Raw genomic sequence first — 16,078 nt, 5'->3', positions numbered from 1 at the left:
GACCATCTAAAAACCAATTAAATACAATGAAAAAGAAACCATTCTATTCACTATGTCTTGCATTTACTTTTTTAATGACAAGCTATTCGACAACTATTGAAGCTCAGAGTACCACGGCTACAAACAATTATCCTGGTGTTGAATTTAAAATGAATAAAATTCAAGAGCCAGTTATTCCTAATAATTCTGTTAAAATTACCGATTTTGGTGCTGTAAGTGGTGGTGATGTTTTAAATACAGCAGCATTTGCTAAAGCGATTGAAGCCATTTCAAATAAAGGAGGAGGAAAAGTGATTATTCCTCCCGGAATTTGGCTTACTGGGCCGATTATTTTGAAAAGTAATCTAGAATTGCATGCTGAAAGCGGTGCTTTGATTAAATTTTCACCAGACAAAAGTTTGTATCCATTAATAGAAACTAGTTTTGAAGGATTAAATACTTGGCGTTGTATTTCGCCTATCTACGGAAAAAATCTAGAAAATGTTGCTTTCACTGGAAGCGGAGTTTGGGACGGTTCAGGTGAAGTTTGGAGACAGGTTAAAAAAAGCAAACTAACAGAAAGCCAGTGGAAAAAATTTGTGTCTTCTGGTGGAGTAGTTAATGCTTCTAAAACGAGTTGGTATCCATCGGAAGTTTTTATGAATGCATCTGAAGGTGCTGATCAAAATGTACGTTTAGATTTAAAAACGAAAGAGGATTTTGAAGCTATTCATGATTTTCTTCGTCCGGTTCTCGTAAGTATTCAAAACAGTAAAAATGTTCTTTTTGACGGACCAGTATTTCAAAATTCCCCAGCTTGGAACATTCACCCATTAATGATTGAAAACTTAATTGTTCGTAATGTATCGGTTCGTAACCCTTGGTTTTCTCAAAATGGAGATGGTCTTGATGTAGAATCCTGTAAAAATGTATTGGTAGAAAATTCCAGTTTTGATGTAGGTGATGATGCCATTTGTATCAAATCAGGAAAAGATCAAGACGGTCGTGATCGCGCAGTTCCTTGCGAAAATATCATTATTAGAAATAATATTGTGTATCATGGACATGGTGGTGTTACTGTAGGAAGCGAAATGTCTAGCGGTGTAAAAAACATGCACGTTTCTAATTGTACTTTTATGGGAACAGATGTAGGATTGCGTTTTAAAAGTAATCGCGGACGTGGCGGAGTGGTTGAGAATATTTTTATTTCGGATATTTTCATGACTGACATTCCTTCTCAGGCAATTTCGTTCAATTTGTATTATGGAGGGAAATCTATTGCCGAAACTTTGGAAGAAGGAGGAACTCCTGTTGAGAACAAAATGATTCCAGTTGATGAAAAAACGCCACAGTTTAAGAACATTTCGATGAAAAACATCACTATTGCAGGAGCCAATCAAGCAGTGTTTCTACAAGGTTTACCTGAAATGAATTTAGAAAACATCGAAATTTCTAATTTGAAGGTGAAAGCAGATAAAGGTTTTACCATTATTGATGCCAAAGGAATTAAAATTACAAACGCTAGTTTAGATATTAAAGACTCTGCGATTTTTGATGTTTATAACGTTAAAAATATGGCGATTAAAAATGTTGATTTTAATTCGGCTTCTCCAAAAGCAGTTAGTATCAATGGAGCTCTTTCTGATAAAATAGAATTGTCTTCTTCATCCAATACCGATTTGACTAAGAAAACATTCATTGGAAAATCAGTTCGCAAAGGCGCTGTAAAATTCTAAAATAAAATAAATTAAGATCTCCAGAGTTCATGAATTCTGGAGATTTTTTTTTCACGTTTAAATTTGATAAAATGAAAACAACTATCCGATATACATTTTTGCTTTTACTGGCTTTTTCGCTTGTTGCAAATGCGCAAAAATCGGATACCTTAGTAAGTTATAAAACGGAATGGCTGCTTGCTAATTTACGTTCTGAGTCATCCAATGCTATTGAAATTCTTGGAAATCCAACAATTGTTGCCTCGCCTTATGGTGATGCTGTTGCCTTCGATGGAATAGACGATGCTTTGTTCTTAAAAAAAATGCCTTTAAAGGGATTGGAATCTTTTACTGTTGAAATGATTTTTAAACCCGAAGTATCTGTTCCTTTTGAACAACGCATTTTACATATTGGCGGCATTACAACTGACAGAATGTTACTGGAAATTCGTGCTGTAGAAAATAATTGGTATTTTGATGGTTTTGTTGCCTCAAGAGGTGTAAAATTGGCTTTAGCTAAGGAAGAATTATTACATCCTTTAGGACAATGGTATCATGTGGCTTTTGTGGTTACACCCAATAGTTTGACTACTTATGTCAATGGAAAACAAGAATTAAAAGAAGATTATACATTTAATCCTATTGAAAAAGGTCAGACTTCTATAGGGGTGCGAATGAATAAAGTCTCTTGGTTTAAAGGAGTGATTTATAAAATACTTATTTCTCCTGATGCGCTTAAACCAAATCAATTTATAACTATCTAAACAAGTACCAACCCTAAAAATTATACTTTATGATTCTCAAAAACAAGAATTTATATGTTCTTATAATGGCACTTCTTTTTTCGAGTGCTTTTGTAAATGCCCAATCAGATAAGAATGATGCTGAAGTTATCAGTACGAAGCCTTTTGGCGATAGCGAAAGACATTGGTACGGCATAAAAGATAAACATAATTTGGTGGACCCAATTCCCAATCAACCGCGTTATGAAGAATCCGATTATACTAAAATAGCGGATAATATGATTCTTTTTCAACGAGCTAATGGCGGTTGGCCTAAGAATTATGATATGCGAGCCATTCTAACTCCGGAGCAACAGCAAAAAGTAGCTTCTACTAAGGCACTTTTGCATACTACTTTTGATAACGAAACTACTTATACGCATATTTATTATTTGGCTCAAGTTTACACAGCTACTAAAATTGATAAATACAAAGAAGCCTGTGAAAAAGGAATCCAGTTTATATTAGATGCGCAATTTGCTAATGGAGGTTGGCCGCAGTATTTTCCTTTAGAAAACAATTACAGCCGCCATATCACATTCAATGATGGTGCTTACATGGGAATCATGAATTTGTTAGATAAAATAATTAGTGCAAATCATAATTTTGCTTTTATCGATGAAGGCTTAAAGGCTAAAGTGACTACAGCGTATAACAAAGGATTGGATTGTATTTTAAACATGCAAATTAAAGATAAAGACCGATTGACCGCTTGGTGTCAACAACATGACGAAGTAACCTTAGCTCCTGCTTGGGCACGTAAATTTGAACCGCCAAGTATTTGCAACGGCGAAAGTGTGGATGTAGTTTTGTTTTTGATGAAGATTAAAAAACCAAATGAGCGTATCATTCAATCCATCCAAAGTGCGGTGAAATGGTTTGCTGATTCTAGAATTTACAATACTAGAGTGGAATCTTTTGAAATTAAAGCCTTCGACTCTGAATACAAAACAGTAAAACGTGATGTTCGCGTAGTAACCGATTCTACTGCTGCACCTATCTGGACGCGTTATTATGAACTAGGTACTGAAAGACCTTTGTTTTGCGATCGTAACAGTGAGTTTTTGTATTCGCTGGCTGAAGTTAGTGTTGAGCGTCGAAGTGGATATGCCTGGTACACCAATAGTCCTCAAAAAGTATTGAATAAATATCCGGAATGGCAAAAAAAGTATGCTCCAGATGATAATGTTTTAAAGGAATGATTTTTTAAAATAAAAAAACAATGATCTGTGATTTGGTGGTAGTTTTGAATTGAAATATTACAGCGATGATGTTCAATTGAACGAAAAATTAAGTTTAGTAAAATTATGTTTGTTTTAGTCATATTGCATTAGATAAACATAATGTCATGTTTTCTAATTTATTAATAAGTTTTAACGCAATATTTTAAAATATGAAATATAAAATAGTAATATTATCCATTGTAGGGCTGTTAAGTTTTACCTCAAAAGCTCAGGAACTCTCAAAAACCATCTGGGAGAGTGGCAATTTGGCTGTACCAGAATCTGTGTTATTTGGTGCTACAGATAAAAAGCTATATGTAAGTCTGATTGATGGTGCTGGGAATGTAAAAGATGGAAAGGGAGGAATAGCTATTCTTAATCCAGATGGTTCGATTAACAATGCAAACTGGGTTGTGGGTCTTAATGCCCCCAAAGGTTTGGCGCGTTTTAAAAATACTCTTTTTGTGGCTGATATTACGGCATTGGTGAGCATTGATATTACAACTGGAAAAATCATTAATAAATTGGAAATTGAAAATACAGTTTTCCTGAATGATGTTGCAGTAGACGATAAAGGGGTGGTATATGTATCTGATACCCGTACCAATAAAGTTCATCGCATAAAAAATGGTAAAAGTGAGGTGTATTTAGAAAATGTAAATGGTGCCAATGGTTTAAAATGGATCAATAAAAATCTCTATGTTTTAGCTAATAGCGAACTTTTAAAATTTGATAAAAACAAAAATAGAATGGTCATTGCCCAAGGTTTTGAAAAATCCGGTGATGGACTCGAACAGCTTAAAAACGGTGATTTTATAGTGAGCTGCTGGGCGGGTTTGGTTTATTATGTAAAAGCCAATGGCGAAATCAGGAAATTACAAGACGTACAGGGTCAAATGAACACCGCTGATTTGGGTTATAACCCTAAAGAAAATATATTGTATATTCCAACATTTAATCATAACAGTGTAATTGCTTATAAATTGCTGGCGGATTAAAATTTTTTAAAAAAATATAAAATAGAAAAAACCTTTGCAGTGATGTGAAGGTTTTTTTGATCTTAATGTTTTATAAAAATCCAATGTATATTCAATAAGTTTAGAAGTAATGAATATTTTTCCAGGTAAAGACTTTATTACCGTTTATAAACCTCCTCTTTTATTCACTATCATTTGTAAATTCAAGTTTAACGTTGAGTTAATAATTTAATAATCAACCAAGAGTATTTTTGTAAAAATCTTTTTTACATGCTTAATATTCTTTTTTTTGTTGCATTTCAGTCATTTGTATTAGTGTTTTTGCTGTTCCTGAATAAAAAGGACAAAAAAGAAGATTACTATTTAATGTCTTTTTTTGGAATAGTATTTCTGCATATCGTTTTTAAAATGGCTTTGTCTTATTTTTTTAATGATTTGGTATTCAATAAGGTTCATGCCAGTTTTTCATTATTGTACGGACCTGTGCTTTATTTTTTCTACGCTTCGGCTTACGGAATTGAGTTGACTAATAAAAAAGTATTTCTTCATACCCTTCCGTTTCTTTTTTCTTCGATGGTTAATATAAGAATGCTGATTCATTTGTTTTTCTTTGAAGAAAACGATCAATGGGTAGAAATTTACGATATATTCTCGATGATGCTTTTTGTTCCGTCTTTGCTTTTGTATTCTCTTTTTTGCTTAAAAAAAATAGCTTTTAGGTTCAATTTTAAAGATGAAACTATTATTGGCTTAAGAGATAAAATGATTCAGTTGTTGAGTTATATGCTTTTATTTTCTGGTTTTTTGGCGGTTTTGGGGTTGTTTTTTACTATCATTCATTTTGAAAGTATCCTCAATCTAAGGTATTTCTATTACGGTTTTTTGTTAGTTATAATGATTACTACTTTAAATTACAGAATAAAATTGACTCATAAATTTCAGCTTAGCAACGAAGAGGGTAATGTAATTGAAAAAGCAAAAGAAAAGTATAAAAATTATGATTTGAACGAGGATGAAATGGATGCCATCATCAATAAAATTAATCACTCTTTCGAATCTCAAAAAGTATATCTTAATCCTGACTTTAGTTTAGATTTACTGTCTCAAAATATCAATATTCCTAAAATAAAAATTACTCAGGCACTCAATATTAAATTGGACAGTAATTTTTACAATTATCTTAATTATTTCAGAATTGAAGAATCCAAACGATTAATTAAAAAATCTAAGAACTCAAGTTTAATAGATATTAGCATTGAAAGCGGATTTAAAAATAAATCGACCTTTTATAAAAACTTCAAACTCCTTAACGGAATTACTCCAAAAGAATATCAAAAAAATCTGCTTTTGAATTTCGTATAATATCCTACTAAATGAAGTATTCAATGGTTTTTAAATACATTTAATTTTTCATTAATTTCTTTTTTACAATTCGTTAATACAAAGTTAATGTTGTGTAATATATTCTTTTTCAGTGTTTTATAATTGTTTTTAATCAAAATTAATACAGTTAAATTTAAATCCTGTATGTCTAAATTTAAAAAGACTGCTTGCTTGAACTTCCCCGATACATTTGCCGAAAATTAAAATAATAGAAAATGAAAAAGCAATTATTGTTATTCGGGATGATTTTGTTCGGGCTTAATTTTTACGCTCAAAATCGTTCTTCAATTGTGGGTAAAATTTCAGATGGTAATGGATATTTGCCCGGTGTAAATGTTGTTGTACTTGAAGGAAAAAATGGAGTGACTACAGATTTAGACGGTTCTTTTCAACTGACAAATCTGGTTGGTGAAAAGATAAAAGTGGCTATTAGTTATTTAGGTTATAAAGAAATTACAAAAGAAGTAAACTTAGCTCCCGGAGTTAACAATTTGGGAACAATTACAATGGATGAGGAAGAAGGCGTGTTGAGCGAGGTTATAATTAAAGGCTTTACCGCTCCTTCACAAATTAAAGCTTTAAGTATTAAAAAGAAATCGTTTGCCATTATGGATGTTTTAGCTGCCGATGCGGTAGGGAAATTACCAGATCGTAATGCGGCTGAGGCTGTACAAAGAATGCCTGGCGTAAGTGTGAACAGATACCACGGCGAAGCCAATCAGGTGAGTGTTAGAGGGACTCCTTTTGGTTGGAATTCTACTTTGTACAATGGGAACAGATTGCCGAGTGCTTCCGTTTTTGGTTCGAGAAACACCTTGCTGGATGCAATTCCTACGGAGATGATTCAATATATTCAATTGTCAAAAGCCATCACTCCCGACATTGAAGGAGATGCTATTGGGGGGTCGGTTGATTTTATTTCCCGTATTGCTCAAAGTAAAGATATGCTGAATGTAAGTTTGGGCGGAGGTTACAATCAACGTGCAAATAAATCGACTTATAATGGTTCTGTTGTTTTTGGGAAAAGATTTTTTGATAAAAAATTAGGAGTGGTTTTAGCAGCTTCTATTTGGGACAGAAATTTTTCTACAGATGAAATGGTAGTTGATTATAACATCAATGCTGCCAAACAGGATCAACGCTATGCCATCAATAGTGTGAATGCAAAACGATATTTTGGATCCAGAAAAACAAAAGCCTTTAGTGGAACTATAGATTTTGAGTTGAACGAAAGTAACAAGTTTTTTGGCAAATTCCTGATTGATAAATTTGAAGATGTTCGTCCGGTTTATGAATCATTTTATGATTTTGCAAAGAAAAGATATGTTTATAGCTACCGTTATTCTTTTTATGAAACAGCTTTGAATGCATTTGAGGTAGGAGGAAATCATTTGATAGGTTCAAAGGTAAAAGTGGATTGGTCAGTATCTAGCAATGATATGGATTATATTTTGAATACACCGCCTAATATGCCTAAAAACCAAAGAGGTTTGCCTATTGCACAGTTTACTCAAAAATTATCAGGAGATTTTGGAAACCGTGCTACAGATGGATTGGTTTATAATTTATTTGATTCTCCGGATGCTAATGGAGTTGATTTATTCAATATTGATCCAAAATTGACTAATTCGAATGACTTTTTAGATCCAACACGTTTACAATTGACACAGTTGGTTATTTATCAAACCAATCAAAAAGATAAAGACAAAATCGCACAGTTTAATTTGACATACAATCCAACCGCTGCGCTGAGTTTGAAAATGGGTGCTAAGGGGAAGTTAAAAAAATACGAGGGTCAGTTGACTCCTTTAGTATTCTTGCCTGGTGCAGCTTTAGGGATTCCGGGTTCACCGGCATTACGGACTTTGAGCGAATTTGAAACAGAGGCTTATCCTAATCAGTCAACTTCGTTTAAAGAAATAGGAGGGACTTTTGCTCCTCTTATTGTTGACCCAATTACTAAAGGCGAATTGTTTCGAATATTTACACCAGGTTATTTAGCTGATAATGGTTTTGCAGACTATTCTTCAAAATCAAATCCTACTACAAAATATGTGGCTCATGAGAATGTGTTTAGTAATTATTTGATGGCTACTTATAAATTAACTGACAAAACAACACTTATAGGTGGTGTACGTAATGAATATACCATGATTAATATTAAGAGTGCTAAATATGATGTGGAAACTAAAACGGTTACTACTGTTGAAGAAAACAATTCGTATAATGCCTTTTTGCCTATGCTGCATATTAAATATGCTGCTAATGATAATATGAATATTAGGGTTGCTTATACCAGAACATTTTCCAGAGCTAATTTTGGAGATTTGAATCCTGGAGAAAATGTAGATACAACAAATCCGGGCTTGGTTAAAATTACGAAAGGAAATGCTGATTTGTTGCCAACATTTGCAAACAATTTTGATCTGATGGGCGAATATTTTCTGGACGATATTGGTTTGATTACAGCCGGTGTTTTCTACAAAGATTTGTCAAATTATATTTTCAAAGATTTATCAGTTCAAAAAATAGACAATGTCGATTACTTAATTACACAACCCAAAAACGTAGAAAATGCCAGTTTATATGGTTTTGAAATGGGAATTACCAAACGTTTTACCGAATGGGATAATTTCTTCGGCGGATTTGGTATCGATTTAAATGGAGCTTTCATTAAATCCAGCTTAAAAGTAAATCGATTTGATGCTGATGGAGGTTTAGTTGCAGTGGATAAAACAACTTTGCCTAATCAATCGAAGTTTTTGTTTAATTCATCTATTTTCTATGAAAAATATGGTTTTATGTTCAAAATTGCCGGAAACTATAGAGGAAAATCTGTAGAAACGATTAATCAAAATTTAGGTCCTGATTATTATATCTCGGCCAGAAGTAATTTCACCGTAGATTTTTCAGCAGATTATTCCATCAGTGATAAGCTGAAAGTTTTCATGGAAGTACGCAATTTAGCTAATACTCCTTTTCAACAGTATTTAGGAACTAACGAAAAAAGATTTACCAGCAGTGAATGGTCAGCTATTAACTGTCAGTTAGGGGTTAAATATCAAATTTTCTAATAATTACAAACAATAATTAAAGTGTCCTACAACGGCAAATCGATTTCGGTTTAGGGCGCTATTTCCAAATCTTAAAATTAAAAAAAAATGAAAAAGAATTTATTTTACGTACCGTTATTGGTAATGTTTTCCGGATTACAATTAAGTGCACAACAAAAAGTGTTTTTCCAGGACAGCCCTAATTTTAGAAACTTTTCAGAAATTGTAAATGCTGAAGGGAAAAAAATCAAAACGAATATTTATCGCTCAGGTAGTTTTTCTAATCTTAATGAAGATGAAAAAAAGCAATTCAAAAATTTACACATTACGACAATTGTGGATTTTAGAAATGATTTTGAAATAACAAGAGAACCTGATTATGTTCCTGCCGAAAGTCATATCGAAGTCAAAAATGCCCCTATTGGAGATATTGGGTCAAAATCAATGCAGGGTTTTATGAAAGCGTTGGCAAAACCCGATTTTGGAGCACAACAAGCCGATTCTTTAATGGTAGATGCTAATAAAAGTTTTGTTGCTAACATTGCCGATTTCAAGCCTTTTTTTGAAAGTTTAAAAGACGATAAATCGGTAGTTTTATTTCATTGTTCAGCCGGAAAAGACAGAACTGGTTTTGCGGCTTCCATGTTCTTGCATATTTTGGATGTTCCAAAGGATGAAATTATGAATGACTATTTAAAATCAAATCAAGTTGTTCAATATGTAGATGATAAAAAATTGGCAATGTACGGGATTCCGGCAGAAAAGATGAAATTACTAATGGGAGTAAAAGCTTCTTATTTAGAAGCCGCTTGGAATGAAGTTGCAGCTAAATACGGTTCGGTTGACAACATGCTGTTAAAAGAGTTTGGTATTGATGTTTCTACAAAACAATTAATCAAGAATAAATATTTGATTAATTAGTGTAGCGTTTTGTTTTTTGTTTTATTTTTTAGAAAAGGTTGTTTTTAGTAACTAAAAACAGCCTTTTTGCATAATACCTAACTTTTGCACCTGACCCTGCCTATCATTAGCCAATAAAGTTTTAAACAAAAAAAGCCTCTACATTGCTGTAAAGGCTTTCTAATAGCTCTTCCGCCGCGGCGGACTCGAACCAGGTTCGAAATATGTCTAAAACAAAAAATCCAGTTTAAATGAATAAACTGGATTTTTCTAAAAAAGCTCCCCCTCTTGGGCTCGAACCAAGGACCCTCTGATTAACAGTCAGATGCTCTAACCAACTGAGCTAAGGAGGAAACTGTATGTTTAAAATGCGTAAGGACGTTTTTGTTTGCTAGTGTAAAGTTGTATGACTTTCTCTTAGCGGTTGCAAATATAAGAGGTTTTTTGGATGTAGCAAACAAAAGAGTTGTTAATTCATTAATAGATTTAGAAAGTTTAGAACCAAAAAAGGCTGTCTTTGTTGATAATCTTTTCTAGAAAACTTCTCCGCAGCGGCGGACTCGAACTAAGTATAAAACAAAAAAAATCCAGTTTAAATGAATAAACTGGATTTCTTAAAAAAAGCTCCCCCTCTTGGGCTCGAACCAAGGACCCTCTGATTAACAGTCAGATGCTCTAACCAACTGAGCTAAGGAGGAAACTGTATATTTAATATGCGTAAGGAACGTTTTTGTTTGCTGTTTTTAAGCTGTGTTAGCTTGTTCTTAGCGGATGCAAATATAAGACGTTTTTTGAATGTAGCAAACAAAAAATCAAAAAAAATCGATTTTTTTTACCTGCCTACAATTGCTTTATAAATATCATTCCCATTGGCAAATAATAAGAGTGTGATAAGTAATACAAAACCAACTATTTGTGCGTTCTCTAGGAATTTATCACTCGGTTTTTTGCCCGAAACTATTTCGTATAATAAAAACATTACATGACCACCATCTAAGGCAGGAATAGGTAATAAGTTCATTACTCCAAGCATAATCGATAACAAAGCAGTAATGCCCCAGAACACTTCCCAGCTCCATGTGCTAGGGAAAATATTGTATATCGCTGCAAATCCACCTACACCTTTGTAAGCTCCGGTACTAGGATTAAAAATCATTTTCAATTGTTTTCCGTAACCAATTAATTGATCTTTTCCTTTTTGAATTCCAACAGGGATAGATTCTATGAAACCGTAATTTTGAGTACTTACTTTATAATACCCTAGTTTCTCTAACGAATCTATTCCTAAACCTCCTGTTTGAATACCTAGTTTACCTTCTTTATCAATAAGAACTTTAACAGTAGTTTCTTTTTGATCGCGCAAAATGACAGCAGGAATTGTTTTTCCTTTGTTGTTATCTAAGATTGTTTTGGCTTCGTCAAAGTATTTCGTTTTTTGACCGTTTAACGAAAGTACAACATCTTTAGCTTGCAAAGCAGTATTCTTAGAATCTTCGGAAACAGCACCAATTACAAATGGCATTCTAATAGAAACGATAGAACCTTTTTCATATTTAGATAGCTGATCGATAAAATCAGTTGGCATTTTGATGATTTGTTCGGCACCATTTCTTTCGATAAGTACTTCTTTAGCCATCACAATTTTTATGTTAAGATCATTGTCAAATTTGGCAATTTTATCTCCATCAATAGCCAGGATTTTATCTCCTGTTTTGTAACCGGCTTTAATCATGGCAGGGTTTTCTATTAAAAGACCATCTTTTAAATCGTTCATGGCAATATAGGTGTCGCCATAAGCAAATGCCATCCCAATGTAAATAATGAAAGCCAAAATAAAGTTGACCGTAACTCCGCCTAGCATGATAATCAAACGTTGCCAAGCTGGTTTAGAACGAAATTCCCAAGGTTGTTGTGGTTGTTCCATTTGTTCCTTGTCCATACTTTCGTCAATCATTCCCGAAATTTTTACGTAACCACCCAGTGGCAACCATCCAATTCCGTATTCGGTTTCTCCGATTTTCTTTTTTAGCAGCGAAAATTTAACATCAAAAAACAAATAGAATTTTTCAACTCTGGTTTTGAATAATTTGGCAGGAATAAAATGTCCTAATTCGTGTAATATAATTAGTAATGATAAACTCAATAAAAATTGAGAAAGCTTGATAATGATATCCATTTTTGATTTTCTGTTCTTTTATATTCGGCTAAAGTAACATTTTCTGTTTTAGTGGCAAACATTTACCATTAGCTTGGATAATAAATGTTTGTTAATAATTTTCATTTTGAGTTGTGAAGCGTAACTTTACGTTTCTCAAAAAAATAAATTATATGGCTAATTGTTTATTTTCTCCCATACAAATTAAATCAATCAGTTTTAAAAATCGAATAGTGATTTCACCCATGTGTCAATATTCATCCCAAGATGGTTTTGCTAATGACTGGCATTTGGTACATTTAGGCAGTCGTGCCAGTGGCGGTGCAGCATTGATTATTCAGGAAGCAACTGCGGTGGCTCCCGAAGGCCGAATTTCGCCCGAAGATTTAGGAATTTGGAAAGACGAGCATATTGAAAAAATGAAAGCCATTACCGCTTTTATCAAAAGTCAGAATGCTGTTCCAGGCATTCAATTGGCACATGCTGGTCGAAAAGCCAGTGTTTCATCGCCTTGGAAAGGAAACAAAAAACTTGAGCAATCGGAAGAGGGATGGCAAACGATAGCACCAAGTGCGATTCCTTATCATGATACGGAACCTTTTCTTCCGGAAGCTTTGGATAAAAACGGAATCCAAAAATTAATTGCAGATTTTAAATCCGCAACCAGAAGAGCTGTTCAAGCGGGTTATGAAGTGCTTGAAATTCATGCCGCTCATGGTTATTTGAATCATCAATTTTTATCACCATTATCGAATAGCAGAACAGATGAATATGGCGGAAGTTTTGAAAACCGAATTCGTTTTACGCTGGAAGTTCTCGAAGCTGTACAAACCGAATGGCCTGAAAATTTACCATTATTTGTTCGCATTTCGGCAACAGACTGGGCAGAAGGAGGATGGAATGCTGAAGAATCGGTACAATTCTCTAAAATTCTTAAAGAAAAAGGAGTCGATTTAATTGACGTTTCTTCGGGCGGATTGGTTTCGCACCAAAAAATTCCATTGGAACCAGGCTACCAAGTACCTTTTGCAGAAAAAATAAAAAAAGAAACAGGAATTTTAACGGGAGCTGTAGGTTTAATTACGGAGGCTCATCAGGCAGAAGAAATTATCGTTAGCGGAAAAGCCGATTTGGTTTTATTTGCCAGAGAATCGTTGCGTGATCCTAATTTGGCATTGCATTTTGCGAAAGCATTAGAAACAGATGTAGTCTGGCCAGTACAATACGAACGAGCAAAACCAAGAATAATTTAATAATTGAACCATTAAGGTATTAAGTTTCATTAAGAGTTAAGCTTAATTTTTCTTAATATCTTAATGATGGAAAATAATTTTTAATGTTTGACAAATAAGTAATTATGAAAAAAATAAAAGCAGCCTTACTTTCTTACGGAATGTCCGGCAAAGTATTTCAGGCACCCTTTTTAGAATTGCATCCGGGTTTTGAATTATTGGGTTCTTGGGAAAGAAGCAAGAAATTAATTCAGGAAGATTATCCGAAAGTGAAAAGCTATGCGTCTATTGACGAAATATTGGCTTCGGATGCAGATTTGGTAGTAGTAAACACACCCATTGACACTCATTTTGAATATGCCAAAAGAGTTTTGGAAGCAGGAAAACACGCCATTGTAGAAAAAGCTTTCACAGCTACTTTAGCGGAAGCAGAAGAATTAGCGGCTTTAGCCAAAGCAAAAGGATTAAAATTAGCCGTTTTCCAAAACAGAAGATGGGACAGCGATTTAAAAACGGTACGCCAAATTTTAACAGACGGTGCTTTGGGTGAAATTATAGAAGCCGAATTCCATTTTGACCGTTACAATCCGCTTTTAAGTCCTAAAGTTCATAAAGAAACCGTGAATTCGGGTTCGGGAATTTTGAAAGATTTAGGGCCACATTTAATTGATCAAGCTTTGTACTTATTTGGTTTTCCAACAGCTGTTTTTGCCGATATAAGAACGACAAGAGAAAATTCAGTTGTAGATGATTGGGTCGATATCATGTTGTATTATGCTGATTTCAGAGTACGATTGAAAGCAAGTTTCTTTGTACGCGAACCGAATCCGGCTTATGTAATTCATGGTAAAAAAGGTTCATTTTTAAAGCCGCGTGGCGATGTGCAGGAAGATGATTTGAAAGTAATGAAAAAACCAAATTTAGATACTTGGGGAACAGAACCTTTAGAAAAAGAAGGTTTTTTACATACTGAAATTGATGGTACAATCATGCACGGAAAAATCCCAACACTTCAAGGAAATTATTATGATTTTTTTGATGGAGTCTATAATTCTATTGTGAATGATACTCCAGAACCAGTTACCGCTCAGGACGGCGTTAATGTCATGCGTATTATTGATGCTGCTATTCAGAGTAATGCTGATAAGAGAGTAGTTGATTTGTAGTTTTTTTGCGTATAATATTAACCGCAGATGCGCAGATTTTAAATGAATCTGCTAAAATCCGTTTTATCTGCGTTCCATCTAAGCACAAACTTATAAACGATAACGATGTATTATGAGCTACTAAAAATCAAATCATTAAAACCCAAGATTCCTTTTTGTATTTTTGCAGCTGCAATCCCTAAAACACAAAGCCTTTGTTACGATTAAATTTTATAGGAAGCTTCAGAGCACAAGGAAAGATTAAGAAGAGTTTTAGAAACGCTAAACTGTCTTATTTGAACCGAGTGCGTATTGCTGTTTCATCCTTTTATTTCGGAATGGGATTGTGTTTTGCAACTTGGGCGAGTAGAATTCCAGACATCAGAGTCGCACTCCACCTTAGTGATGCCGATTTAGGTACTATTTTATTTGCTTTACCTGTTGGACAATTGACCATGATGGCATTTTCAGGAAAATTAGTCACACGTTATGGAAGCCATCGTTTGGTGGTGTTGTCACTAGCTATGTATGCTTTTTGTTTGACTAATTTAGGCCTGGCAACTAGTGCTTGGCAACTGGCTTTGGGATTGTATTTATTTGGAATCTTTGGAAATATGAACAATATTGCCGTAAACACCCAAGGCATTTATACTGAACAACTTTTTCAAAGAACCATTATGGCTTCTTTTCATGGAGTATGGAGTTTTGCCGGTTTTACAGGAGCATTAGTCGGATTAGGAATGCTAGCTTTAAAATTAACACCTTACCATCATTTTATTGTTGTTGGAATAATTACAATATTACTTATTGCTTTCAATTATAGGTATTTGGTTAAAGCCAAAGAAAAACGAAAAGCTGTCGAGAAGAAAAAACTGTTTTCAAAACCTGATATGACGTTAATTTGGTTAGGAATTATCGGTTTTGGCTCAATGGCTAGCGAAGGAATTATGTTCGATTGGAGCGGAATTTACTTTAAAGATATTGTTCAGGCGCCCGGACCATTAATCATTTTGGGCTACACTTCTTTTATGATTATGATGGCCACGGGACGTTTTTTAGGCGACGGAATGATTAATAAATTTGGAAGAAAACGAGTAATACAAACCGGAGGAGCATTAATCTCAACGGGACTTTTTACAGCCGTATTTTTGCCGTTTTTAATTCCTTCAACCATCGGTTTTATGTTAGTAGGATTAGGTGTTTCGACAATAGTACCTACATTGTATAGCATCGCAGGAAAGCATCCAACTATTCCTCCGGGCGAAGCATTAACTGCCGTTTCTAGTGTAAGTTTCCTAGGTTTTTTAATGGGGCCACCCGTAATTGGATACATTGCCGAGTTGTTTGGACTGCGATTTTCATTTGCCTTTATCGGTATCTTCGGAATTATTATTGCTTTTTTAGTACCAAGAATTAAAGCTGTTCAATAGTTTTTAAACTTTTTATTAGAAGCTATTTCCTGCTATACACTACAATCTTGTATGCCGAAACCCGGCAAACAAGGATTTTCGTTTCTATCAGGGCTAGAAAAGGT

Annotated in this window: 11 protein-coding genes and 2 tRNA genes; 10 read left to right on the top strand and 3 right to left on the bottom strand. The window is 34.1% G+C overall.

The features are described from left to right. Positions 1-26: 26 nt before the first annotated feature. From AC4FRF_RS03070 to AC4FRF_RS03040, 7 genes are all read left to right on the top strand, one after another. Positions 27-1,715, top strand: coding sequence for a glycoside hydrolase family 28 protein (locus AC4FRF_RS03070; RefSeq protein WP_491157982.1), 1,689 nt, complete (start codon positions 27-29; stop codon positions 1,713-1,715). 71 nt (positions 1,716-1,786) lie between these two features. After that, on the top strand, positions 1,787-2,458 hold the full coding sequence (locus AC4FRF_RS03065; RefSeq protein ID WP_491157981.1) for a LamG-like jellyroll fold domain-containing protein: 672 nt from the start codon (positions 1,787-1,789) through the stop codon (positions 2,456-2,458). A gap of 29 nt (positions 2,459-2,487) precedes the next feature. Further along, positions 2,488-3,678, top strand: a complete 1,191-nt coding sequence (gene pelA / locus AC4FRF_RS03060) for a pectate lyase (protein ID WP_491157980.1) — start codon at positions 2,488-2,490, stop codon at positions 3,676-3,678. A gap of 191 nt (positions 3,679-3,869) precedes the next feature. Further along, complete coding sequence (locus AC4FRF_RS03055) at positions 3,870-4,697, top strand: SMP-30/gluconolactonase/LRE family protein (RefSeq protein ID WP_491157979.1); 828 nt, start codon at positions 3,870-3,872, stop codon at positions 4,695-4,697. Between the two features lie 249 nt (positions 4,698-4,946). Then, entirely contained in the window at positions 4,947-6,038 is a 1,092-nt protein-coding gene (locus AC4FRF_RS03050) for an AraC family transcriptional regulator (protein ID WP_491157978.1), read from the top strand. A gap of 236 nt (positions 6,039-6,274) precedes the next feature. Then, positions 6,275-9,133 (top strand): TonB-dependent receptor, encoded by a 2,859-nt coding sequence (locus tag AC4FRF_RS03045; RefSeq protein WP_491157977.1) that lies wholly within the window; start codon positions 6,275-6,277, stop codon positions 9,131-9,133. An 87-nt stretch (positions 9,134-9,220) separates the two neighbouring features. Beyond that, on the top strand, positions 9,221-10,033 hold the full coding sequence (locus tag AC4FRF_RS03040; RefSeq protein ID WP_491157976.1) for a tyrosine-protein phosphatase: 813 nt from the start codon (positions 9,221-9,223) through the stop codon (positions 10,031-10,033). 258 nt (positions 10,034-10,291) lie between these two features. On the opposite strand, the gene AC4FRF_RS03035 is transcribed toward AC4FRF_RS03040, so the two are convergent. From AC4FRF_RS03035 to rseP, 3 genes are all read right to left on the bottom strand, one after another. Then, a tRNA-Asn gene (locus AC4FRF_RS03035) sits at positions 10,292-10,365 on the bottom strand. A gap of 271 nt (positions 10,366-10,636) precedes the next feature. Beyond that, positions 10,637-10,710 (bottom strand) — tRNA-Asn (locus AC4FRF_RS03030). 134 nt (positions 10,711-10,844) lie between these two features. Continuing rightward, positions 10,845-12,188, bottom strand: coding sequence for an RIP metalloprotease RseP (gene rseP, locus AC4FRF_RS03025; RefSeq protein ID WP_491157975.1), 1,344 nt, complete (start codon positions 12,186-12,188; stop codon positions 10,845-10,847). 152 nt (positions 12,189-12,340) lie between these two features. On the opposite strand from rseP, the gene AC4FRF_RS03020 reads away from it, so the two are divergent. The 3 genes from AC4FRF_RS03020 (at position 12,341) to AC4FRF_RS03010 (ending at position 15,974) form a co-directional block, all read left to right on the top strand. Next, on the top strand, positions 12,341-13,420 hold the full coding sequence (locus AC4FRF_RS03020) for an NADH:flavin oxidoreductase/NADH oxidase (RefSeq protein WP_491157974.1): 1,080 nt from the start codon (positions 12,341-12,343) through the stop codon (positions 13,418-13,420). Between the two features lie 104 nt (positions 13,421-13,524). Further along, positions 13,525-14,565, top strand: coding sequence for a Gfo/Idh/MocA family protein (locus AC4FRF_RS03015; RefSeq protein WP_491157973.1), 1,041 nt, complete (start codon positions 13,525-13,527; stop codon positions 14,563-14,565). 194 nt (positions 14,566-14,759) lie between these two features. Continuing rightward, on the top strand, positions 14,760-15,974 hold the full coding sequence (locus AC4FRF_RS03010) for an MFS transporter (RefSeq protein WP_491157972.1): 1,215 nt from the start codon (positions 14,760-14,762) through the stop codon (positions 15,972-15,974). The last annotated feature ends 104 nt before the right edge of the window (positions 15,975-16,078 follow it).

The sequence above is a fragment of the Flavobacterium sp. ST-158 genome (genome assembly GCF_058309975.1).
Note: the sequence above shows the minus strand (reverse complement) of the source record. Positions and strands in the feature narration are given on the sequence as shown.